Source organism: Ralstonia sp. SA306, assembly GCF_054792405.1.
In genome coordinates, this window is sequence record NZ_CP096453.1 from 70,431 (window position 1) to 91,985 (window position 21,555).

At 59.6% G+C, this 21,555-nt stretch carries 21 protein-coding genes and 2 pseudogenes; 16 read left to right on the forward strand and 7 right to left on the reverse strand.

Annotated features, from left to right (window positions below; translation table 11 throughout):
• Positions 1–225 precede the first annotated feature (225 nt).
• Positions 226–1,467 carry a DUF2252 family protein gene (locus M1D44_RS25605; RefSeq protein ID WP_439004795.1) on the forward strand — a complete coding sequence of 414 codons (1,242 nt, stop codon included), beginning with the start codon at positions 226–228 and terminating at the stop codon, positions 1,465–1,467.
• A 1,177-nt stretch (positions 1,468–2,644) separates the two neighbouring features.
• Here the strand turns inward: M1D44_RS25605 and M1D44_RS25610 are convergent.
• A complete protein-coding gene (locus M1D44_RS25610) occupies positions 2,645–5,758 on the reverse strand; it encodes an LPD7 domain-containing protein (RefSeq protein WP_052672820.1) in 3,114 nt (1,037 codons plus the stop codon).
• Positions 5,759–5,765: 7 nt separating this feature from the next.
• On the reverse strand, positions 5,766–6,125 hold the full coding sequence (locus M1D44_RS25615) for a plasmid mobilization protein (protein WP_045204865.1): 360 nt from the start codon (positions 6,123–6,125) through the stop codon (positions 5,766–5,768).
• A gap of 403 nt (positions 6,126–6,528) precedes the next feature.
• Here M1D44_RS25615 and M1D44_RS25620 point away from each other — a divergent pair, with 403 nt between their 5' ends.
• Positions 6,529–7,029 (forward strand): hypothetical protein, encoded by a 501-nt coding sequence (locus tag M1D44_RS25620; RefSeq protein WP_045204864.1) that lies wholly within the window; start codon positions 6,529–6,531, stop codon positions 7,027–7,029.
• Positions 7,030–7,339: 310 nt separating this feature from the next.
• Here M1D44_RS25620 and M1D44_RS25625 read toward each other — a convergent pair whose 3' ends face one another.
• Together M1D44_RS25625 and M1D44_RS25630 are read right to left on the reverse strand one after the other, a co-directional pair.
• Positions 7,340–7,960 carry a hypothetical protein gene (locus M1D44_RS25625; RefSeq protein ID WP_052672819.1) on the reverse strand — a complete coding sequence of 207 codons (621 nt, stop codon included), beginning with the start codon at positions 7,958–7,960 and terminating at the stop codon, positions 7,340–7,342.
• A 573-nt stretch (positions 7,961–8,533) separates the two neighbouring features.
• Positions 8,534–9,172, reverse strand: a complete 639-nt coding sequence (locus tag M1D44_RS25630) for a hypothetical protein (protein ID WP_439004796.1) — start codon at positions 9,170–9,172, stop codon at positions 8,534–8,536.
• Between the two features lie 629 nt (positions 9,173–9,801).
• On the opposite strand from M1D44_RS25630, the pseudogene M1D44_RS25635 reads away from it, so the two are divergent.
• Positions 9,802–10,272 (forward strand): annotated as a pseudogene (locus M1D44_RS25635) (SOS response-associated peptidase family protein); the annotation flags it as partial.
• Positions 10,273–10,848: 576 nt separating this feature from the next.
• On the opposite strand, the gene M1D44_RS25640 reads toward M1D44_RS25635, so the two are convergent.
• Entirely contained in the window at positions 10,849–11,757 is a 909-nt protein-coding gene (locus tag M1D44_RS25640) for a LysR family transcriptional regulator (RefSeq protein WP_045204863.1), read from the reverse strand.
• A gap of 198 nt (positions 11,758–11,955) precedes the next feature.
• Here M1D44_RS25640 and M1D44_RS25645 point away from each other — a divergent pair, with 198 nt between their 5' ends.
• The 11 genes from M1D44_RS25645 (at position 11,956) to M1D44_RS25695 (ending at position 18,022) form a co-directional block, all read left to right on the forward strand.
• On the forward strand, positions 11,956–12,849 hold the full coding sequence (locus M1D44_RS25645) for an MBL fold metallo-hydrolase (protein WP_439004797.1): 894 nt from the start codon (positions 11,956–11,958) through the stop codon (positions 12,847–12,849).
• A gap of 32 nt (positions 12,850–12,881) precedes the next feature.
• A complete protein-coding gene (locus tag M1D44_RS25650; RefSeq protein ID WP_045204862.1) occupies positions 12,882–13,463 on the forward strand; it encodes an ester cyclase in 582 nt (193 codons plus the stop codon).
• 63 nt (positions 13,464–13,526) lie between these two features.
• Positions 13,527–14,102, forward strand: coding sequence for a flavodoxin family protein (locus M1D44_RS25655; RefSeq protein WP_045204861.1), 576 nt, complete (start codon positions 13,527–13,529; stop codon positions 14,100–14,102).
• A 98-nt stretch (positions 14,103–14,200) separates the two neighbouring features.
• On the forward strand, positions 14,201–15,499 hold the full coding sequence (locus tag M1D44_RS25660; RefSeq protein WP_439004798.1) for a hypothetical protein: 1,299 nt from the start codon (positions 14,201–14,203) through the stop codon (positions 15,497–15,499).
• Positions 15,500–15,601: 102 nt separating this feature from the next.
• On the forward strand, positions 15,602–16,255 hold the full coding sequence (locus M1D44_RS25665) for a hypothetical protein (RefSeq protein WP_461241631.1): 654 nt from the start codon (positions 15,602–15,604) through the stop codon (positions 16,253–16,255).
• Positions 16,256–16,379: 124 nt separating this feature from the next.
• A complete protein-coding gene (locus M1D44_RS25670) occupies positions 16,380–16,517 on the forward strand; it encodes a hypothetical protein (protein ID WP_316897819.1) in 138 nt (45 codons plus the stop codon).
• A 1-nt stretch (position 16,518) separates the two neighbouring features.
• Complete coding sequence (locus M1D44_RS25675) at positions 16,519–16,728, forward strand: hypothetical protein (protein ID WP_045203160.1); 210 nt, start codon at positions 16,519–16,521, stop codon at positions 16,726–16,728.
• Between the two features lie 22 nt (positions 16,729–16,750).
• Positions 16,751–17,032 (forward strand): hypothetical protein, encoded by a 282-nt coding sequence (locus M1D44_RS25680; RefSeq protein ID WP_045204860.1) that lies wholly within the window; start codon positions 16,751–16,753, stop codon positions 17,030–17,032.
• Positions 17,032–17,322, forward strand: a complete 291-nt coding sequence (locus M1D44_RS25685) for a hypothetical protein (RefSeq protein WP_045204859.1) — start codon at positions 17,032–17,034, stop codon at positions 17,320–17,322. The genes M1D44_RS25680 and M1D44_RS25685 overlap by 1 nt, the downstream gene beginning before the upstream one ends.
• A complete protein-coding gene (locus M1D44_RS25690; protein ID WP_439004800.1) occupies positions 17,319–17,636 on the forward strand; it encodes a helix-turn-helix transcriptional regulator in 318 nt (105 codons plus the stop codon). Before M1D44_RS25685 ends, M1D44_RS25690 begins: the two co-directional genes overlap by 4 nt.
• A gap of 227 nt (positions 17,637–17,863) precedes the next feature.
• Positions 17,864–18,022: a hypothetical protein gene (locus tag M1D44_RS25695; RefSeq protein ID WP_439004801.1), complete on the forward strand. Its 159-nt coding sequence runs from the start codon at positions 17,864–17,866 to the stop codon at positions 18,020–18,022.
• A 55-nt stretch (positions 18,023–18,077) separates the two neighbouring features.
• On the opposite strand, the gene M1D44_RS25700 is transcribed toward M1D44_RS25695, so the two are convergent.
• Positions 18,078–18,740: a winged helix-turn-helix domain-containing protein gene (locus tag M1D44_RS25700; RefSeq protein ID WP_439004802.1), complete on the reverse strand. Its 663-nt coding sequence runs from the start codon at positions 18,738–18,740 to the stop codon at positions 18,078–18,080.
• 400 nt (positions 18,741–19,140) lie between these two features.
• Positions 19,141–19,383 carry an H-NS family nucleoid-associated regulatory protein gene (locus M1D44_RS25705; RefSeq protein WP_045204856.1) on the reverse strand — a complete coding sequence of 81 codons (243 nt, stop codon included), beginning with the start codon at positions 19,381–19,383 and terminating at the stop codon, positions 19,141–19,143.
• 1,119 nt (positions 19,384–20,502) lie between these two features.
• Between M1D44_RS25705 and M1D44_RS25710 the strand changes: the two are divergent.
• Both M1D44_RS25710 and M1D44_RS25715 read left to right on the forward strand, forming a co-directional pair.
• Positions 20,503–20,736, forward strand: a pseudogene (locus M1D44_RS25710) (AI-2E family transporter); the annotation flags it as partial.
• A 79-nt stretch (positions 20,737–20,815) separates the two neighbouring features.
• Positions 20,816–21,535, forward strand: coding sequence for a Crp/Fnr family transcriptional regulator (locus tag M1D44_RS25715; RefSeq protein ID WP_021197631.1), 720 nt, complete (start codon positions 20,816–20,818; stop codon positions 21,533–21,535).
• Positions 21,536–21,555 lie beyond the last annotated feature (20 nt).

Below are 21,555 nucleotides of genomic sequence, written 5' to 3' on the forward strand. Positions count from 1 at the left end.
AGGGCGTTTCACGTCCACGCCGTGCTGGGTTTCCAACTGTGTTCGTCGGCGCAGAGAATATGGTCCGATACACTGAGGACGCCCTCGCGTTACCGTCGCGTACTGAAAAACTGTGCGCCGCCGGTGCAATGGGAATCCTACCGCCCGAGCAAAAATGACTCTCAGAGGTCTGCCGATGTGCAGCGTTGAGTGGACCGAGAACATCTTCCAGAAGGAGCGCGGCATATGCCAACCAAAACGAAGCGTGGCCCCACCCACTCGGCCACACGCGGGACGGTCCTACCGCGCAACCGCAACGTCGCGCTCGCAGAACTGCGTAACCTGAAGATGTCCAAGTCCGCGCACGCGTTCGTGCGCGGCAGCACTACAAAGTTCTACGAGTGGTTGGAAGAAATCAGCCCAAGCACGTTACCAGCGGGCCCGGCCATCTGGATATGTGGGGACTGCCACGTGGGCAACATTGGCCCTGTGGGCGACACCGCCGGCCGGGTCGCGATTCAGGTCCGCGATATGGACCAGACAGTCATCGGCAATCCGGCACACGACCTGATCCGGCTGGGGGTGTCTCTCGCCACGGCCGCACGCGGATCGGACCTGCCCGGTGTTGTCACCGCGCAGATGGTCGAAGCGCTCATGGCGGGCTACATGGCAGCTCTGAAGGCGGGCCCCACGCATCGGCTTCCGCCCAAGCCTCCAGCAGCGAAGACCGCCATGAAGGCTGCGACCCGCAGAACATGGAAGCAACTCGCGAGCGACCGCATCGAAGACGCGAAGCCGACGATCCCCCTCGGCAAACGCTTCTGGCCTTTGCGCAAGGCGGAGCGCGACGCGCTTGAGGCGCTTTGTCGGGAAACCACGCTACCCCTTCTCGTTACCCGCCTGTACTCCCGAGAGCCTGCGGACCAGATTGAGCTTATGGATGCAGCGTATTGGGTAAAGGGATGCAGCTCGCTGGGGCGGCTCCGCTATGCAGCGTTGCTTGCCGTCGGAACAGGGAAGAACCGGCACTATTGCCTATTGGATTTCAAGGAGGCTGCAGCGCCTGCGGCGCCCAGGCAGCCGCAGACCAATATGCCGCGCGACAACGGCGAGCGTGTCGTCGCGGGCGCAACGCACCTTGCGCCGTTTCTGGGAACCCGGATGGCTGCCCTGCGGGTGTTGGATACCAGCGTCTTCGTGCCGGAGTTGCTCCCCCAAGACTTGAAACTTGAGATTGACACGCTGCCGCAAGCGGAGGCCACTGAAGTCGCACGCTACCTCGGCGCGGTAGTCGGTGTCGCGCATGGGGGACAACTTTCGCGAAACGATGCTGGGGTGTGGCGACGCGAGCTACAGCGGCGCCACGGTAAATCCATCGATGCGCCGTTCTGGCTGTGGACGAGCATCGTGGATCTGGTGGGAAGACACGAACGCCAATATCTTGATCACTGCCGGCGCTGGGCGTTGGGACACAGCACCACCACCTAAATCTTTATGGGGCACCTGTGCTAGTCCGCCTCTTCATTGCGAGACGACAGAGGGGCTGCAAGACGGGGGGACGCAGCAGCAGCAGAAGAAGACAGCGCTGATCGCCTTAAGCCTCCATATCGTCGTGACTTCGTTGCAGCGCCTAGAAGTTGCTCACCTCACCGCGTGTTTTAGGAGGAGTCGTCGCGATGACGCTTCGGCCGCGCCTAGCCCTGCACGTGGATGTCGCTGCTGATGATCGTGCCGAAGGAGCGCGGACTGTCGTCGCGGCCATGGGCCGGGGCGGCGACCGTGGCCTGCCGAGCGAGTGCAGCAGTGGCCATCTGTTTGGCTTTTATGGGGGATCGCCTCTCATCTTGTTGCCGATAAAAAAAAGTGCCCGCCGGGGGACGGAGCACAAAACTGTTGGTCGTGTATTCGTGTATTCGTGTATTCGTGTATTCGTGTATTCCCGATTCCAGCCATCTGATTCACCTGCACGACCCCGTAGGTGTTGCGTAGCGCCGCCGCGCCTCGCTTGTTCTCCGGTGCCAGGGCTGTGTCTTGACTGACCACGAACCTGCGCCGCCACGCCAGACAATGCACTCTCAGCAAGCGGCTCGATGTAAGGCATTTGTTGTTGCACGACTGATGTGGAGGCTGCGGCCGCCGCGAAGTTCAGCGTCATCGCAACGTCAGCGGTAACTGCGGTCTGCTCAAGCGTGTAGTCGGCCGGCAAGTGCCGAGCATGGCGCTACGAGGTGATTGTTGGCATGGCTCGCGCCTCCCCGCAGGGCATGGAGCGACATCTGTGCCATGTCGGTTTCGGCCTTGATTTTGCGGGGCATGCGTCCGTCTCCAGTCGCACTGAGCGGCACGAAGCGTGCATTTCTGTATCACGGCTGAAACAAACGCGGCGCTCGCGTACGACGACATAGTTAGAAGGGGCGGCAGGTCCAGCGGAAATCACGCAACATTTCAGTGCGACTCCGGCCGCTCGCGATGTTGCCTGCCGAGTGCTCCGGTAGAACTTATCCATGCTGAGGGTGGCTCATCCGACACTCGTCTTTTCAGCCCACACGATAAGTCGCGGGCTTTTTTTCCACGGGTTGTTTTTTGGGGAGGACGGCCGCCACGGCTCCTAGCACTTTAAGCATTGCGGCATGCCGGAAGCGTAGGCATAGCGTCAAACCGCAGCCTATCGCTCGATGTCACCGCCTAGCTCCGGATCCGGGGGCTGCGCGCCTCGATCCGATATATCTGCTCTATGGCCTGGCGATGGCGTGCCAGGATCAAATGTCGGCGTCTCCGGTTGCTTGCCAGATGGTGGCGTTGACCGACTCGTCTCCTGCGGCCGACGGGAGGCCAGTTCTTGCAGAATGTCCCTACGCTCGACAAACATGCGGTTAATTGCGCCATCAGCAAATTCAACATTGAGCCGCGCATCTGCCGCCACCCGCGCCGCCTCCATCTGGAATTCCAACGGTCCAGACAGCTGCAGCACCGGCCCAAACTTCTGCTGCGCGAGGCGCAGGGCGATTTCGATCGCATCCCGATCGTTCTGCCACAGACGCACCGACTTGCCCTGGTCAACCAGCAGCGCAGCACCGTTGCGCTGGTACTCCACGTCGCCGTTGCGCTGCACCCGGTGCGTGATGACGGGACCGTCATACAAGATCGCGTTGGGCTGCACCGGGCGCGTAGGTCGGATCGTGAGTCGGCGCGGATCTTCGGCCGGCTCTTGAGGGCGCAGTCGCTGCAGCTCGAACAGCGCCGCGGTGTCGCCGCGCTGGCCACGTGCTGCGAGATACGCCAGGTAACGATCCTCCTGCGACGGCCGAGACGCCCTCAACGTATCGCGCTCGGCCGTGATGGCGCGGCTGAGCGCCGTTTCCTGCTCCACGCGCGTCATCCGCGCCGTCGACAATGCCGCCTTGACCTGTGCTGCCCGCGACAGCTTCGGATCTTCACCGATAGCGCTGCGTGCCGCACGGAACGCCGACCGGATTGCCTCGCGCCGTTCACGCTCGCTCTGCAGCTGCGCCGCCCACGCCGCGCGGTCAGCCTGGCCGAAGACTGCACGCTGCAGCATGAACTCACGCCACAGCGCCGGCGTCGGCTCCGGCCGCTGTGGTGAGGGCGCTTCAATCTCCCGGCCGGTCTGCGCCCGATAGGTTGTGCGCAGCAGCTGCGCCGCATCTGCCCAGGACAGATTCAATTCCTTCGTCAGGAAATCCGATACGTTCAGGTTGCGCATGCCGGCACGGATGCGATCACCACCGTCCGCACCCTTGGTGATCGCGTACTTGTCGACGATCAGCCCATGCGTGCGCGAGAGCGTATCCAGCAACCGCTGCGCATCCAGGTTCGCCTTGATCTCGCGGAACTCGGCCCGCTCAATGTCGCCGCGCGCAGCCCGCCGCTCCGACAGATCTCGCGCCAGCTGATCCAGCACACTGTCCGCTTCCCGTCCCGTCGCTGTGCGCGCCCGGCTGTTGAACTGCACCACAATGTCGCCGGCGCCCACGGCCGCTGGCCATGACGGCGGATGCTGCGAGTGGCCGGGGGGAGCGTCAGCCCTAATGGGCTGGCTGTTAATTGCATTTATTCCTGCATCCGACTGCGCGCGCTCAAACGGCATCGAGCCGATCGCATCAAAGCCCTCGATCTCAGCCAGATTGCGCGGCCCCGGCCGCTGCCCAAATGGGGCTGGTATACCCGCGGCACCTGGTGGTGGCGCAAACTGGTACTGCGTGAACTTCGCAGCGCTGGCCGAAAGCAAGCGCGCTTGGCTTGCAGGGTCGCCAGCTTGGTAGGCGTCATACATCCGCGCTGCCACAAAACGCCAAGCTAGATCCTCGGCCGATAGACTTACGCTTCTTCGTTCGCTTGTTCCCGCTCCAGCGAAATCGCCAGCCCGTCGCAATGCGTCAGCTCGTTCGGCTTGCTCGACTCCCAGCTCCAGTAGTGGATCAGCCGGCAGTAGCTCTTGAGCTCGCGTGGGGTGGCCATCCATACCGCCGAAGGGCAGACCTCGCACACGGTCTGCGGATTCGGGCGCCGCGCGGGGTCGATCTGCATCAACGTCAACGCCACCACGCCCGTGCCCGCCTCGCCGGTCACGTTGGCTTGGCTGCGCTTCGACTTCTCTTCCGAACTCCGGGCGTGAATCACCCCATCCGCGTCCACCGTCTCGTTCGGCCCAACGCCAGGCGCCGTGCTCTCCATACCCGCTGCGCTCGCCTCGGTCGAGTGCTTTGCCATCCAAACCTCCATAGGGTTGATAGAACTGAAACTCGCGCTCGGCCAGCAGCGTGCGCTGCTCATCCGCCGGCGCTTCCCGATAAATCTTGTAGAACGGACTGCCACCGTTCAGGTATTTGACTTCACGTGCCCGCGAGGTATGCCACTCGGCCAGCGCCTCACGAAACATGACTGGCGTGGTGCGCGGCTGACCAGGCGCGACGTATTCCGCATGCACCCGGGCTTCCATCGCGGCCCGCTTGTCTTCGGCGCTCAACTCAACGAACTCGCGCGAGAAAACGTATTCCTTGAGGTTCACACCCTTGGCCGCGCCAGGCGGCTTCACGTTCTCGTATTCATTGCTGCGACCGGCATTGCGCGTGCGCACCTCGCCGAATTCGGCCAGCAACGATCGGAAGTCTTCGTAACATGTGATGTCCCGCGCCAGCACGGCGTCCAGGATCGCCGACCGCAGCTCGCGGTTCGACCCATCGAACGCATCGCCCTTGTAGCGGCTGATCATCTCCGATGAGTCGGTGAAGGCCACGCGCCGGTTGTCGCGCGGGCTGGCCAAGCCGTACTTGGCATTGACGTGTTCCTGGAAGGCCTCCAGGAAGCGCGTTTGCTGGTCGACCTTGCCGAAGGGGTCCAGACGCCGGCCCGTCAGCCGGTTCAGCGCCGGCACCACGACGTGGATGTGCACCTTGCGCTCCACCAGATCACCCGTCTTGCGATCGGGATAGCTCTTGAGACGCGGCACGTGCGCTTCGGCGTAGAAATTGTATTCGTCCGGCCGGTAGGCCGCGAACATGAACGCCTCGAAGTCACGCACGATCTCGGCCAGCACCTCACGCGACAGCTCGTCCTCTTTGAACGAGAGCGTGACATTCATGTACCGGCTGGCATCGGTGCTGTCCATCGACTGGATCAGCGCATCGGTCAAGTCCAGGTCGCCGGCGAGGATGACGCGCTCATCCATCTCGTCGCGCGTGAACTCGCGGTCTTGCTTCTGGCCTTTTTCCAGATACTCCTTGACGCCTTCGCGGTAGTGCCGGATGCGGATCAGCATGGGCTGCTCAGTCCACCTGGGCCAGCGTGGCCTTCAGATACCGACCAATCAGCTGCAGCCGGTCGAGCATCTGCATGTAGGTTTCCTCAGACAGAGCGCCGCGCTCATGGTCTGCACTGGCTTGGCGCGCGAGCCGCTCGATGTCGCGGCTCGTCTTGCCAAAGATGAACAGCAGGCGTTCGCGGTGGGGCGTGGCCTTCAGACGCGCCACCAGCTGCGTGCGGTTGGCCAGCACCGCCTGGCGGAAGAACTCGGATTGGGTCAGGCCAGACGCCGCGACCTTGGCCAGGTACGCCTCGCGATCAGCTTCCGACAGCCGGAAGCTGATCGGCTTAGACAGGCCACCTTCGGGCTTCGGTTTGGGCATCGCAGAGTCTTCTTGTCGGGGTTGGGCTGCTGGATCGGGCGCGTCGCGCTACGCATAACAGGGGCGCGGAGGGCCGTCCTGTCGCGCAGTTCCACGCGGCAACGCCGCGGGGGGTTTCAAAGGGGCGAGCCCCTTTGGCACGTTGTATTTTACGGGAGGCGGAGCATCACGTAAACATACACTACGTGCCTTACGACTTTGATCTAAGTGGTAACTATTCAATACTCTTACCAGAGTATGGTGAGACTCCTGAATAGAGATACAGAATCCTTTAGAATCCGGCGGAATCAATGCAGAACTGATGCAGAGCTATCTAAGAATCGATCGGTAATGATGCGATCACCGCGATACGGTGACTCGCCGAATCTCGTTAGCGGCTCATGAGTCACTTTTTGGCGCGCATATGAACGTTCAGGAATTCCAGAATCAGGTCCAGCCAGCACGACGACGCTCAATAATGCATCCGTGGCTCGCCGACATTCAGGCGCTGCGGGCGGCGGGTTACACCATCGAGCAGGTGCGCCAATTCCTCGCCGCGAATCAGGTCGTCGTGGCGTTCTCGACCTTGGCCGCCTTCATTGCACGGCAGACACCGCAGGAGAAACCGGCGCGCTCTCGGACCGCTCCGGCTGCGAACGTGAGCGAACCTGTCCGGCAAGCCGCTGACACGTCAGCACCGCCGAAGAAAGCGGAGCGGTCTTACAAGACCACGGAAGAACTGGCCAAGGAGAACCCAATGCTCAACAAGCGGGCCATCCTCGACTTGTACGCCCGCCAGTTCCAGGCAGAGCCGCCGAATCCGTTGGATGAGTTGATCCGCAAACAGGAAGAACGCAAGCGCTTGGCGCGTGAGCAAGCCAGTGCAGGGAGCGCAGGGGCCGGGCCGACTGCTGCGAGTGGATAGAAGGGAAGGCGGTCAGCGTCAGGAGTGTCCGCGCCCAGGTCGAAGGGCATAGGGGCCCCCTCCGGGGACATGGTAGCGTTGGTTACCTTCCAGGCGGTTGTCGCGCGGCCAGCGCGGCTCGCGGGACCGAGTAGCAGGTTGGACTGACAACGCCCCTACTTCAGCGTTGCCTTTACTCGACTACCCTTCCCTGCAAGCCCGTTCGCCATGCTGGGCAAACTGCTTACGGCAGGCTGGGCAGTGCCGTCATGCCGCAAGGGTGGGCGGGCCATGCCCGCCCTAGGGGCGCGACGTTCGCGCCCAGTCCAGCTTAGTACTCGTCCGGGAACAGCAACGTCGTCACGCTGCGATCAGCTTCGGTGATGACCCATACCTTGCGACTGCCGACCATGTAGCTCGACATGAGGCGTCCGCCCTCTTCCAGCGCGCGGGTGTTGCTGTTGCAATCCTCTTCGCACATGTCGCCCCAGTCGCCCATGGCGTGGCGCGCAACCAGCATGGCGGGCACGACCGGCAACAGGCCACGCTCCTTCATGAAGTCATAGCATCCTGTGGTCATCGCCACGTCGCCCAGCTTGAAGGGCGAGCCACGGCGCTGCTCGACACCTGCGGGGGCCGCACCTAAAAAATGCTCGGTATAGGTGCCGTCCGCCTTGTGATAGACGTAGCGCTCGCCCATGTTGCCTGCGCGGTCCTTCTGCGCCTGCGCGAACATGGAGGCCGGAACGTCGATGCCCAGCGTTTCCAGCTTGGCGCGGTAATCGTCCAGATCGAACGCATACGGCTTGCGCTCCTGCAGGTTCGTGTAGACGTAGCGGTCGGCGTCCAGATACTCGACCGTCAGCAGATACTGCTGCACGGGGCGATCCCAGCCGATCATCACGCGCACGGGACGATTCAGGTAAGTCGTTTCAAAATAGTGTTGACTCATGTTTCGTACTCATATGGTTTGTTAGCTACCGGGCCCCTAGATTTGGAGCCCTCTCCAGGGCAGGTTTGTCAGGTGGTGTTGCGGCCTGTCAGCGCTGCCGCCGTTCCCCTGAGTTCCTCGCCCTGTGGACAAAGGAGGCGACGCTTGCCACGCCGCAAGGGCGCGCACGGAGGCCGCATGCGGAGCACAGCCCCTTGGGGCGAGCACCGAACGGGCGAGTACGCGGCGAAGCGAACCCTTGCGACGTGGCAAGCGTCGCCTACGGTCCACAACAGGGCGGGGAACTCAGGGGAACGGCGGTAGTGCGCGGCGACACCACTGGCAGACGCCGCGCGGCGAGCGCCTATTGCGGGCCTTGGCCCGCACTGGAATCCACGTAAGCGGTGGGATGCGCGACACGACACAGCGCAGAGGCCCACGGCAATGGTCAGGCAAGACGGCGGGCACACGGCCCGCCGCGGAAGAAGGCATTGCAGGCAACAGCGTGGACCACTACACTGCTGCCTGCGAGCGGGCGACTCACCCGCTCGCAACTCATACCTCGCCCAGCCTGCATGGCTGGGATTTTTTTTGTCAGGCGGCGTGCTGACGCAGCAGCGGCGGCACCCAGCGTTTGCCCTCCAGCAAGCGCCCTGCAGCCTCCACCATCGGCCCTTTCTTCATGGCCGCGAGCGGCACGGCTTCCGCTGGCGAAACCGCCTCACTGACCGCTTGCAGCACATCGGTCTTGCGCACCTGGCACAAGTAGCCATCGGGCGTCGCGCTCCACCAGTCCGCCATGTCCAGATTGACGGCTCGCGCGAGTGCATCGGTGCAATGCTCGCCACTGCGGGATTGGATGCCATCAACGGTGAGCGCCGTGCAGTGGGCCAGCAGCGCGATCAACTCTTCCTGCGGCATCGCCAACAGGTGTTCCCACAGCGCATCTGGTTCGCCCGGCAAGCGCTCGCCCCACTCTGCCCGCGCCGCATTGATCTGCTGCCATGCCCGCGAGTCTTCGAGCGCCGCATCGGCGGCATGCAAGTCGTACGCTACGTTCTTGGCCGACACCTTGATGCCGCCCTCGCCGCTCCGGTAGTACACCTCGCGCGCCAGATCCGTCACCATCGTGTGCGCCAACGCTGCGAGCGCCACATGGTGGTTCTCCATCAGCATGGCTTGCAAGGCAGCCGTGCGCTGCGCGGTCAGCGCGCGCACCAGTTTCTTGGGCATCGCGGGCAGGCGATTTAATGCCGCTTCCGGACACGGCTGCTGCGCCGCGCGCCTGCGCGCGAGCGGCCTTGACAGCAGCCTTGCGGTCTTCCGGGCGGATCGCACCTCGAATCACCTCCACGCCTTGGTCGCGCAGTGCAACGATGACGCCGGCATGGGTCTTGTCCGCGACCGTCTCCAACGCGGCTTCGCGCTCGTTGCGCTCCGTGTAGATGCCCTCCAGTTCATCCGACAAGCGCTGATAGGCCTCGTCAGCCCCCTCGTCATCGGACAACTCCAGCGCCTCCATCTGCGCTTCGATGGCCTCTTGGCGCTGGTCCAAGGCATCCATCGCAGCCTGCTCAGCCTCGGTCGGCTCGCGCAACATCCGCGGCGCACGACCGTAGGCATTCAGCGTGGCATAGTCGGGCTGCACCAGTGCGACAGCCCAAGCCCAGCCCTCTTCCGCACGGATCGTCTCCGCTTGCTGTGCCAGTAGTTCTTCCGCCAACTGGTGGGCCAAGGCACCGTCCGCCCAGTACGCACCGTGTTCAGCGAACAGATTAACCTGTTCGTGCCCACCTGCGGCGAGATAGGCATCGCGCCCGACGAATTCAGCCACCGCCGAGTCGGAGGCGATGGACGCTTCGCCAAGCAGGGCACGGCGCAGCGCCGCCGGCAAACCGGCCTTCTACGACGAGCAGTATCCCGGCACCTACAACGCCCGCCGCGACAACCTGCGCGGCTTCTGGAAAGGCCAGTACGGCCACACACACGGCTTAGTCCTCGTCGACGCATTCTATGAGAACCTGACCGGGCCAGACGGCACAAACGTCGTGCTCGAATTCCGCCCCGACCCGCCGCAGACGCTGCTCGTCGCCTGCGTGTGGTCACACTGGCGCGCGACCAAGCCCGGCGAAAAGGATCTGCTGTCGTTCGCCATCATCACCGACGATCCGCCGCCGGAGATTGCCGAGGCCGGGCACGACCGCTGCCCGACTCCGATCAAGCCAGAGAACATTGATGCGTGGTTAAACCCAGACGCCCGAGATCTGGACTCTATTGACGCGATTCTTGAGAACAAACTGCAACCGTATTACACACACCGCATCGGTACTTAAACTAATTGCAGAATTAAAAATCAACTCAATTCCGACTCAATTCAAATTCGAATTGAGTTCATTAGATAGTTTTTCTTGACTACCTTATTTACAACGCTTCTAGTTGAGACGCCTGCAACAAATTTATCCACTCATCTCTAGATTTCTACCCCAATACTTTAGAGACATCTTATGTTCGGAGCGAAAAAACGCGACACACGAAAGCTTGTCTCTGGCACTGTCAGAAGAATTGGGCCATTTCTTGTAGTTAGCGCTTCATCACTAACGTACGAATTGATGCTGGACGGTCACGCTCATTCTTTCAGGATTGGAGCAAGGCACGGATTGCGCCCGACGTCGCTCATTCACGTCACGAGGGTCGGCGACGCTGTAGAGTTTGAAGTGACGCCAGCAGCAGAAGGCCAGGACTACCATATCGGCATAGAGGACACGTTCAAGAACCTGTCGCTAGCACAGGAGCGAACTTCAGCGAAGTAGCGGTGTGGACGCGCCGCGCGCGTTGCCCGTTCTACCACTAGTCATCGGGTCTGCCGCACCGTGTAGAACAGAACCGCGGCAGACGCGCGGATGTCACAATCAAGAACGGTTTGCGAACGCCGCAAGTTCGCGCTGGAACCACTCTGACAGGAAGTCCAGCATCGTGCGCATCGACGCTGAAATGTACGATCGGGACGTGTATATCGCGTAGATGCCCAGCGGTTGCGGCCGGTAGTCTGCAAGCAATTGAACCAGATCCCCCGACCTGATAAGAGGCAGCGCCGACATCGCCGGCTGCATTGCAATGCCCGATCCCGCAAGCGTCGCATGCAGCAGTGTCACTGAGTCATCACCGGTCAGGTTGCCATTGACGGCGACCACATGCATCGAGCCGTCCTTTTCAAACTGCCAGCTTGTTCGCCCGAAGTGGGAGTAGGTCAAGCAGTTGTGGTTGGCCAAATCCTCCGGCACTTCGGGAACGCCCCGCTTCATCAGATAGCCAGCGCTCGCACAGACCACGGATTCGCATGTTCCGAGGCGCTTCGCGATCAGCATGGGATCAATCTCGTTGCAAATGCGAACGGCCACGTCTATTCGCTCGGCAACGAGATCCACAGTGCGATTCAGTATCTGCAGGTCGATGGTGACCTGTGGGTGCCGAAGGAGGTACTCGTTGACCGCCCTCGCCAAGAGGGACTGCGCCAATGGCTGGGAACATGCAATGCGCAGGAGCCCTCTAGGCTCGGCCACCACTTGGTCAGCAACCAAGGGGATCCGATCTGCGATTTCGATCAGCGCACGACAGTGAGTCAAAGCAGCCTCCCCGGCTGCGGTCAGGCTTATCCGCCGCGTAGTCCGGTGATAAAGCCGAGCACCTGCCCACTTCTCCACAATCGCTAAATACCGACTCACCATGGGCCTGGAAATTTCCAGAGACTCAGCGGCAGCAGCTAGGCTCCCACGCGAATGAATAGTGACAAATACACGTGCGGCAGTCAGGTAGTCCATGCGACAAACATTGCATCAATTCGGTACGCAAATTGTGAACTGAAATCTTTGTAGCACCAAACATACATTGCATCACTTTGGAAAACTAATTGTGAACTGATTTGGAATTCTTTGCAGACCCCAACGTGCGTACGATCCGATGTGCTCTGAGCGCCAGACGGCCAGAGTCCGAGGTCCAACAATCCATTGGGGGTTTTCATGCGTTCTTTTTTAACTGCTGTTGCTGGTGCTTTACTCAGTCTCTCTGCCGTCGTCTGTCATGCCGCGCCAACTCGCCAAGACGCGCTTCATTTGGAGGTCTACAACCCAGGTGCAAAGTCCGTCTTCCCGGTGTCCTCAGAGATCGTCTCGGGGCCGCACGAGGCGATCCTGATTGACGCTCAATTCCAGCGCGACGATGCGCAGAAGCTCGTCGATCAAATTCGTGCGACGCACAAGACGCTGACAACGATCTACGTCAGCCATAGCGATCCAGACTACTACTTCGGACTCCCCGTCCTTCACGAAGCATTCCCCTCGGCACGCATCGTAGCTACGGAGCCCACCGTTAAGGCCATGTCGCTCCTGATGGCCGGCAAGAAGGCCTACTGGGGGCCCATCCTCAAAGCGAATGCACCGGGCGACCTGATCCTTCCAGAAGTGCTCAAGGGCGATCGCCTGCAGGTAGATGGGCATCCACTATTGATCGAAGGGTTGCATGGCCCGGCACCCGAGCGAACCTTCGTGTGGATCCCTGACCTTCGAACGGTAGTTGGCGGCTCGGTGGTGTTCAGTGGCACCCACGTTTGGGTGGCCGATACGCAGACACCCGCAGCGCGCGAAGACTGGCAGCAGATTCTGGGACACATCGAGTCATTGCATCCAGTGCGCGTCGTGCCCGGCCATTACCTTGGCGACGCGCCCGAAGGGCTGCGCGCAGTCGACTTCACTGCCCGCTATCTGACGGTGTTCAACCACCAACTGCCCCGCGCTACTGACACCACCAACCTTATTCAGTCGATGAAGTCAGCCTATCCCAACCTCTCGGCGACTGAATCTTGGCTCGAGCTGGGTGCTCACGTCGTGATGGGCGATACGCACTGGCCGAAGTAACTCCACTGTCTTCAAATACAAACGAGGAAAGTATGCAGCGGAAAACCAGCTTTCAAATTCGTGCCGGCATCGTCGCAATCCTGTTGTTGAGCGGGGCATCGGCATTCGCCCAGACAGATGCTTGGCCACCGACCACCGTCAATTCGTCCCTGTCGAAGATCCCCGGTATGCCGGCAGCTCTGGCAGCCAATCTTGCCAATTTCGACGACCTCGATTTTCGCGTCTACACCAACCAAAAATGGCTCGAACTACATAAGAGCCATGCTGAGAATATCGTCGTTCACTATCCGGACGGCCATACGACAAAAGGCATTCCAGACCACATCAAAGAGTTGACGTTCATGTGGACGTTCGCCCCCGACAATCGAATCACGGAGCACCACATCAGGTTTGGAACTGCGGACGGACAATGGACCGCGGTGATGGGATACCTCGACGGCACCTTCACCAAGCCGATGGACATGGGCGGCGGAAACTTGATTCAGCCGACTGGCAAGGCTTACCACCTCCCGGTCGCAACACTCGGACACTGGAACAAACAAGGCCACATGGACGAGGAATATCTCTTCTGGGATAACAGCACGCTAATGAATCAGATTGGCGTGAAGATGTAATTCTCGAGTCGAAACAACATCAATTAAGACTCCGATTACACACCACCAAACAGGATAAAAAACATGACCAAGATTGCTATCGTCTTCTTTAGTGGCCACGGCCATACGGCAAGACAGGCTAGCGCCGTACTGGAAGGCGCGTCTCAAATTGGTGAGGCCAAGCTCTTCCCGATCGATCAACATGGTGAGCTTGCCCCCGGTGCCTGGGAAGAAATGTCCAGCGCCGATGCAATTATCTACGGCAGCCCAACCTATATGGGCGGCCCCGCCTGGCAGTTCAAGAAATTTGCGGATACATCGTCCAAGCCGTGGTTCGCCCAAGCGTGGAAGAACAAGATCGCCGGCGGCTTCACAAATTCAGGTTCACTCAACGGCGACAAGTTCTCGACTATCGAGTACTTCTGGACCCTTTCGCAACAACACGGCCAAATTTGGGTCGGGACGGGACTCATGCCCGCAAACAAGAAATCAAGCGGACCCAATGACGTCAATTGGACAGGCGGATTTGGTGGGGCGCTAGCCGTGTCACCTTCCGATGCATCACCAGATGAAGCTCCCCGAGCTGGTGATCTGGAAACCGCAATGCTACTAGGAAAACGGGTAGCTGAAATTTCTGAAATTCTTTCAGCAAACAAATAGCTCACAAATGAGCGGGGCCGCATTAGTAATCGGATTTTTACATAAGCGAGCGCTCCAGACTGCGACCGCAGTCAATCACACAACCTGATTATACGACCATGAAATCATTTAATTTCCACAAATTGGCAAATCATAAAATTCGTCTCATTTTTCCATTTTTATTCGCCATTCCACTATCCGTTAGCGCACAGACCAATAACAATCACGTCACGACGCTGCTGAATAACATCATGGATCCGCAACAAATTGCAGTCGCAATTCAGCAAGATCCCTCTTTCGTGACGTGGCACGGAGATACGTATCTACCGCAACCCGATGCATCTGTCATAGCATCAGATGGGTCAACGACCTTGACTCTCGACGAAGAAGTGAACACCGATTTTGCCACCGCGCTCGCCAACGCAGTCTCGACAACCAGTAACTCGTTGTTCGCCGCCGCGGCTCAGTCCGCTGCCAAGAACATTGGCACCCAACCTTATACTCTCGATTTTGGTGGTGCACAACGAGATACATTAGCATCGGGATTGGCAATCGCGAAAGTTGGGATAACAACCGCAATTGGAACAAGCGTCCCCTACACAATCACGAAAGATGGAAAGTATGTGATTGCGCTATCCGCCGCTTCACTCACTCTTGTTACAGATTTTGCAAGATACACAATGCAAGAGTATTTAAAAGGATATTTAATTAATAATAAAAAATTTACCACGAGTGCAGCAGCTTGGACAGCGTACGCGGCGTCCCAAGCATTTGGCGTTTTAATGACTCCAGTTTGGGGATATGCAACGCAAATAGCGATAGCACCGCACTTTAATGCTACGACTGCGCTCAGGAGACAACTTCTCCAGAAGCTAAATGACGACGCAAATAATTATAATACTTATGTATATAATTATAATTACGACACCAATTATTGCAGACAAACACAAAACTTAACTTACTGCAATGATGCTCAGCAAAACCTTAGTTCATCACAATCTTACTTATTGAACTACAACAATGCCAAAGCAAAACTTGCTCTGTACGACAGCACAACATTTCCAGCCCTAAGCACATCCACTGTTAATCCAATTCACTCACTTGCGATTGATCCCTATCCAGGTTACAAAACTCAGCCAACCACACCGGCCGATTACTCCTCAATGCTCGACTCTATATATAACGGCTTCATTTCTCGGTGCGATGCGACTTCAAATGCAGTAGAGCAAAGTGTATCAATTACCTGCCCATCGGCATCAAGTTTATATCGAACACGGATTTACCTTAAACCGCTTCAACAAGATGCCAATGGCAACGTTACGGTCGAGAAGCTCAGCGTCAACGGACGAGGAGACGCTGTGCTAGTTGGGACCTGGACAATCAACGCAAAGAATATTGATACCGCAAATTATCACTAATTTTTAATCTCAAAGAGTACTACCCGTTTTGAGGGAGACGCGTTCCCATTCGACTCCCTCTTTTTTAACTACATCATGCGAAGACTTGAGTTCACGCTTTCCATGCTAGTTTTACTCTCATTTTTTTCGTTCTCGATTTACATATACGTAGAAAATGGAGAAGGCGAAACGGACGCTGCACCAGCGCAGACGGCTGTACCGCAGGAAGTTCGCCCATTCCGGGCCACCAACGCTTCTATCCCGTGCTCAGACGCTCCCACTTCGAACAAAGACGTTGCCGGTGCGGTTTCACATTGTGCCAAATCGATTGATCAGCAGAGCGCTGACGCGCAGCCAGACGTAGATGCATCAAAACAATTGGTAAGCGATGCCCTGCTCGATAAGCGTAAAGGCCTAGCTTTATCCAACCTGATTGGTAAGCAGAAAGACTGTTTTGGCCCGCAGGCGGCTGGCTTCCAGCGCCCTCAGAATTGCCTTGCCGTGGCAAGAGCCTACCCATTGGCAATACAGGAACTAGGGACTCTGGCAAAGGGCGGGGACATGGAATCAGAGTATTTTCTTGCGAAACTGATTATCGATTCGATATTTGATAAGCATCCGATTGACTCCGCTACCCTTTCTTATATAGATAAGAACATCAGAGCAGATCGACCGGAATGGATCGATCATGCGCTCGCGTGGGCCAATGATTCAGCAAATCAAGGGTACGGCCCAGCTATAGCAATGCGAAAGAAGTTTGGATTCCTACGACCGTAATAATCTATACGATTAGTCACACTGACGTCCGTATTGCTGCTCCACGCATTCATCCTCCATCTCGACGAAACTTCCGAGACAGAGCCCACGCCCGTCGCCCAGCGCCAGGCATGAGGAGGACACGATGCGCCGTTCCGCCCTCCACCGCCTCGCGTCCGGCTACTTCAGCCACCACCCCGCCCTCGGCCTCGCCGTAGTGCTCTTCGCGTTCGGCCTCGCCGGCGCCATCGCACCCGATGCCGCAATGGTGCTCGGAGGCTGACATGCCTCCGCGCCCCATCGCAGACGCGGCCGTGCTCGCCGAGCGCAACAAGCTCCGCCTCATCTGCACCGACGCGCAGGCCTTGGCCGCCGGCCCAGTCCGCACCGCCATCGAGGCATCCGCGCACGCCCGCACCCATCCGCGCATTCGCACGACCCGCCGCGTGTGGGTCGACCTCAAGAAACTGGCTGCAGGCGACTTCGACGACTGACCAGCCGCAACGGAGACCAACCATGCATCGCATAGTGAACCGTACCCCCGCCACCATCCGCATCGGCAAGCACGACGTGCAACGCCGCCCCCTGCCCGGCTCGCTGCATTGCAGCTACAGCCTGCGCATCAAAGGCGTCGTCGTATGGGAAAGCGTCAGCATCCCCTGCGCGCGAGATCTCGACGGCGCCGTCAAGACGCACCGCTCGTGTCAGGAAATCATGCAGGCCGCGCGCCGCGATGGGCGCCGGATGGGTATGCAGAAGATCAACGGCGCTGTTCGGCCGAAGCGGGGGGCGTTGTGATGTTGCCCGTAGATATCCCGAAGGAACGCGCGTTCAATCTCCCGACCGGTTCAACGAAGCTCGCCAAGCTGCGCACACTAGTCGCAGATGACGCCTTCGCAGCTATGTTCCAAACGATGGGGCAGTACCGGACTGCGCTACTCAAGACCATCGCTGACCTTGGAGCGTTTGCCGATGCGCAAGTGAGGTCGAGCGATGAGGTGATGACGGATGCCGCTGGGCAAGCTCAGCACCTGTACGGCACGCTCGCTGCCGAGCCATTCATGCGGGCGGAGGGCCTCGAACGATGAGACCCATCAACTATCTTGATCTTCATTCTGTTGCGGCCGCGATATCCCTCTCTGAGACGAGCGTCCAGCAACTGGTGCGCGAAGACGCCTTTCCCAAGCCGCGCAAGATCTCCGCGCGTCGCGTTGGCTGGCTCTTTTGCGTGAGGTGCAGGAGTAGGCAGAGGGTCGCCCGATTTCAGACCTGCTGCCCCCGAAGAACACCAGTCGCCGCGCCTAGCGGCTCGGCAGCGCCGCGCACCTCTCCAAATGCGCGGAAAGCTTCAGCAGCCACTCGCGCCGCTCCCTGTCGATGGCGTGTGCTTCTCAAACTCTGACTGAGAAGCGGATGGCCACAGGCTCCCTACCCTTCTCCTGCTAGGGGGCAGGCGAACGCCCGCACCGATATGCGTGATATCGTCAGCGCTCGGTCAATACAGGTTCTTGAGAAACAGATGTACGAGGAATGCAGGGCATGGTGAGACGCAGGCCCGAATATCCCCCGCCACTCGCCGCCGGCACCTATCGAGCCACTTGCCGTGAAGTGGAAATGGTCCATGCCGCAATGAACGAACACAGCCGTGCTTTCACTGAAGCACTCTGCGTGAGCGACGGTCGATGGTGCATCTTCTACCGCGACGGCACCGAGGTGTGGAGTTGTAATGCGAGCTACGCGGCAGCGCATTTCGACATGGAGCCCGTGTCCGGTAGCAAGGACACCTGACTCGCGCACGCGTCTGTCAGGAACGCCAAGGTGCCTGGCGCGACGGCGATCGGCGTCAAGCCGCCAGCATGAGTTGCGGGGCGGCACTGCGCGATTGCTCGCTCATCTGCTGGACAGTCAACTGATAGCCGCGCGAGTAGACCGTCTTGAGCTCCACTCCGGTCGCCTCTCCGAAGCCCAGCTTCTTGCGCAGCTTGTAGATGTGCTGCTCGATCGAGCGTTCGGCAACACTGGCCTCCGTTCCCCAGACTGCAGAAGCGATCTGCTGGCGTGACAGAAACGCCCCAGGGGACGAGAACAAAAGCCAGGCCGTGGCAAATTCGCGGGCGGTCAAGCGGATGGGCGTGCCGCGTAACGTCACCGTCCGAGTGAGCCGGCACAGACTGTACGGCCCGACCACGGTACGGGTAGCGGACTCGGCCTGCTGCGTCCCGCGTTCCGCGCTGCGCTGAACGCGCTGAACGCGGGCATTCAACTCCTCTGCGGTGAAGTGGCCGGTGATCACGTCTTCGACAGCGCTGTCAAAAACACGCAGCATTTCCGCGCGTTCGGTGAAGGTGCCGAACACCAGCGTTGGCCAGCGCAAGTCGGCATTGCAGTCACGCCAGGACAGAACCAGCTGGCCGGCCGTGCTGAACAGCTGTGCATCGATCATCAGCAAGTCGAAGGCCTCGGTGCGCCGGGCGCGCAACAGCGCCAAAGCGTCGTCAAATCGCACGCACGTCACGTCCGCTGGCAGGCAAGCCGCAACGTACGCAAAGCTCGAAGGATTGCTGGTGAGGATGGCGAATTTCATAACGAACCCGATTGATGCGGCGCCCATCAACACGTAGACCCCGCTTGTTGTCTTTTACCCCAGCATAACTTTCACAAATCCTTCATACATCACTAGAAAGAGTGATCTTTGGCCTAGACAGTGCTTAATCCGAAAATCGCCGTAGTTGTCATCAAAATGACATCAAATTGAAATAGTTCGATGCAGATCCCGTACAACAGGAGGACGGCGAGAGAGCTGCCCACGTCAACGCGCGATGGCCACAAAGAAAAAGGCGCAGCCTTGAACACGTCTGCACCTTTGGTAAGACGGTTCAAGCCGGCGCCCTGCACCCGGCAATGACTCAGGTATCGGCCCGGAAATGCTCCGCACTTTGGCCGGCATTGACGGCCCGCTTGAGCCAGTCGGGCATATCGCCCTCCCCGTCCCAGGTCTGGCCATCCGCGGTGCGATAGCGCACCTTCAGCTGGTTTCGCTGCCGCGATGGGAACGCGCCTGCCGCCGCCAGGTCGGCATACGTCAGCCCGTAGCGCGCGATCTGCAGCCGAACCCACGTAATCGCCTCGGCGCGGCGGCGCAGCGTCACGGTGGAACTGGGCTCGCTGAGGGAGGGGCGACGCGATTCGGCATGGGAGATGACGCTCGGAGAGGATTGCCCCGAATCATCGCTGTGCAAGGTCCGTGCGGACCCGCAGAGATTGCCATGGCGCGAGCACTCGCAGGTGGGGTTCGAAATGGGGTTAAAAATATCAAACATTGCTCGTGACGTGGGCTCGCACACCGGTGCTGCTGTGGGCAAGTGTGGGTAGCCTCGTGGGCAACCTGTGGGCAGGCGCAGCCTGTCCATCGGGTTGTCCATCAGGCTATCCACATGGGCCGCGCCAGCGGATGTCCACAGCCTGGTGGACCACCACGGGACCGGCATCGCCTCCGCGCAAAACAACCGCAACGCGGACACGCTGGCCGCGCATCTTCACGCCAACGACGTTGCCGCCCGCATTGCTTGCGGGCATTTCATCGTAGGCGATCCGGCGCCCGTCTGAGGTATATCTGGCAGGATAAACGACACCTCGGACGAATGACCGAAGGCACGCTTCATTGCTCTACATTATCGTCCGTTTCTGCCCTCAAGAACGCGCCTGTTATCGCATGGTGGATTGGTCCGTAGACACAAATACGCTTGGATTAGGCCATTGATTAGGGAACGTACTGTCACGTACCGCCGAATATTTCAATAGCGATTTTGGGCGTGGGTTGAATATACCTTCCCTGAGAACCAAAGGGCGAGGAAGCTAACAAACGAGCAACTCCCCGCAAAGGATTTCCATCACATTGCTTCAGGCGAAGCGTTTGCTAACATTATTCGACTGGAGGTACCCGCGATGCCACCGATCCCTATCCAGTCCGGCGAGATACTCATTGCCGTACCCGAACTAAGCCGTGTGATTGGCGTACTGCAGTGTAGCTATGAGGTCGACATCTAGCCCTCCCCAGAGGGCGGCTTGACCATACACTTCACCATCAAAGATAAGCGGTATACCCTTGCAACCGTGCGAGGCGGCATCCGGCGTTCGCGGCAGCTCGAAGTGGCCCTGCTGTTTCTGCAAATGCAGTGCCATCGATGGCGAAGGGCGCGACCCCATACTGATTTATGGACGCTTTCGTCTGATGAGCAATCGCTGGAAAGGCCCCAGCGCCTTGATTCTGGCTGATCGGGTTTATCGTGGTCTACCGTCTGTTCCAGGACTACGTGCTGAATCCCTACCTGATGAGCGAAGGGGTCAAGGTCAGTCCGCTCCTCGTCATCGTGGGGTTGCTTGCAGGCGAGCAGTTGGGCGGCGTCGCAGGCATTTTCCTGTCGGTGCCCGTCATCGCCGCGCTCAAGATTGTGCTGTCGCGCGCCTGGGCAGCGCAGGGCCTGGGCCACGAGATACGCTGATGCACGGACGCCGCCATGCCCAGCAGCGCCGCGGGAATGACGACTGGGATACCACACCACCACTAGAAGGGAGGCGACCATGACGGCTCCACCGAATCCGAAGCTGAACCATCTGCTGTCCGTGCTGCCGCCAGCGGAATGGGAGAGCATCGCGCCGCAGCTTGTCTGGGTCGACATGCCGCTCGGGCACGTCGTTTATGAATCGGGCGACCGCCCCGAATTCGTCTACTTTCCCGTCACGTCCATCGTCTCCCTACTCTATGTCATGGAAGACGGCTCTTCGGGCGAGATCGCGATCGTCGGCAACGAGGGCTTGGTCGGCATCGCCATCTTCATGGGCGGAGAAACCACCCCCAGCCGTGCCGTGGTTCAGAGTGCGGGCGGCGCTTACCGCCTCAGTGCCCGCATTCTCAAGCAAGAGTTCGCCCGCGCCGGGGCCATGCAGCGTCTGTTGTTGCGCTACACCCAGGCGCTCATTACCCAGATGGCCCAGACCGCCGTCTGCAACCGGCACCACTCGATCGACCAGCAGTTGTGTCGCTGGCTCCTCCTGAGCCTGGACCGCCTGCCCTCCAACGAGCTGCGCATGACCCAGGAGCTGATTGCCAACATGCTGGGGGTGCGCAGGTCCGGTGTCACCGAAGCCGCGTTGAAGCTGCAGACCGCCGGATTGATCCGTTACAGCCACGGAACCATCGAAGTCCTCGACCGCCCCGGCCTCGAGCGTCGCGTCTGCGAATGCTATGCCGTGGTCAAGCGCGAGTTCGATCGCCTGCTTCCAGACCTCGAAGCGCTCTAACCAGGCATACGCCTACCCCA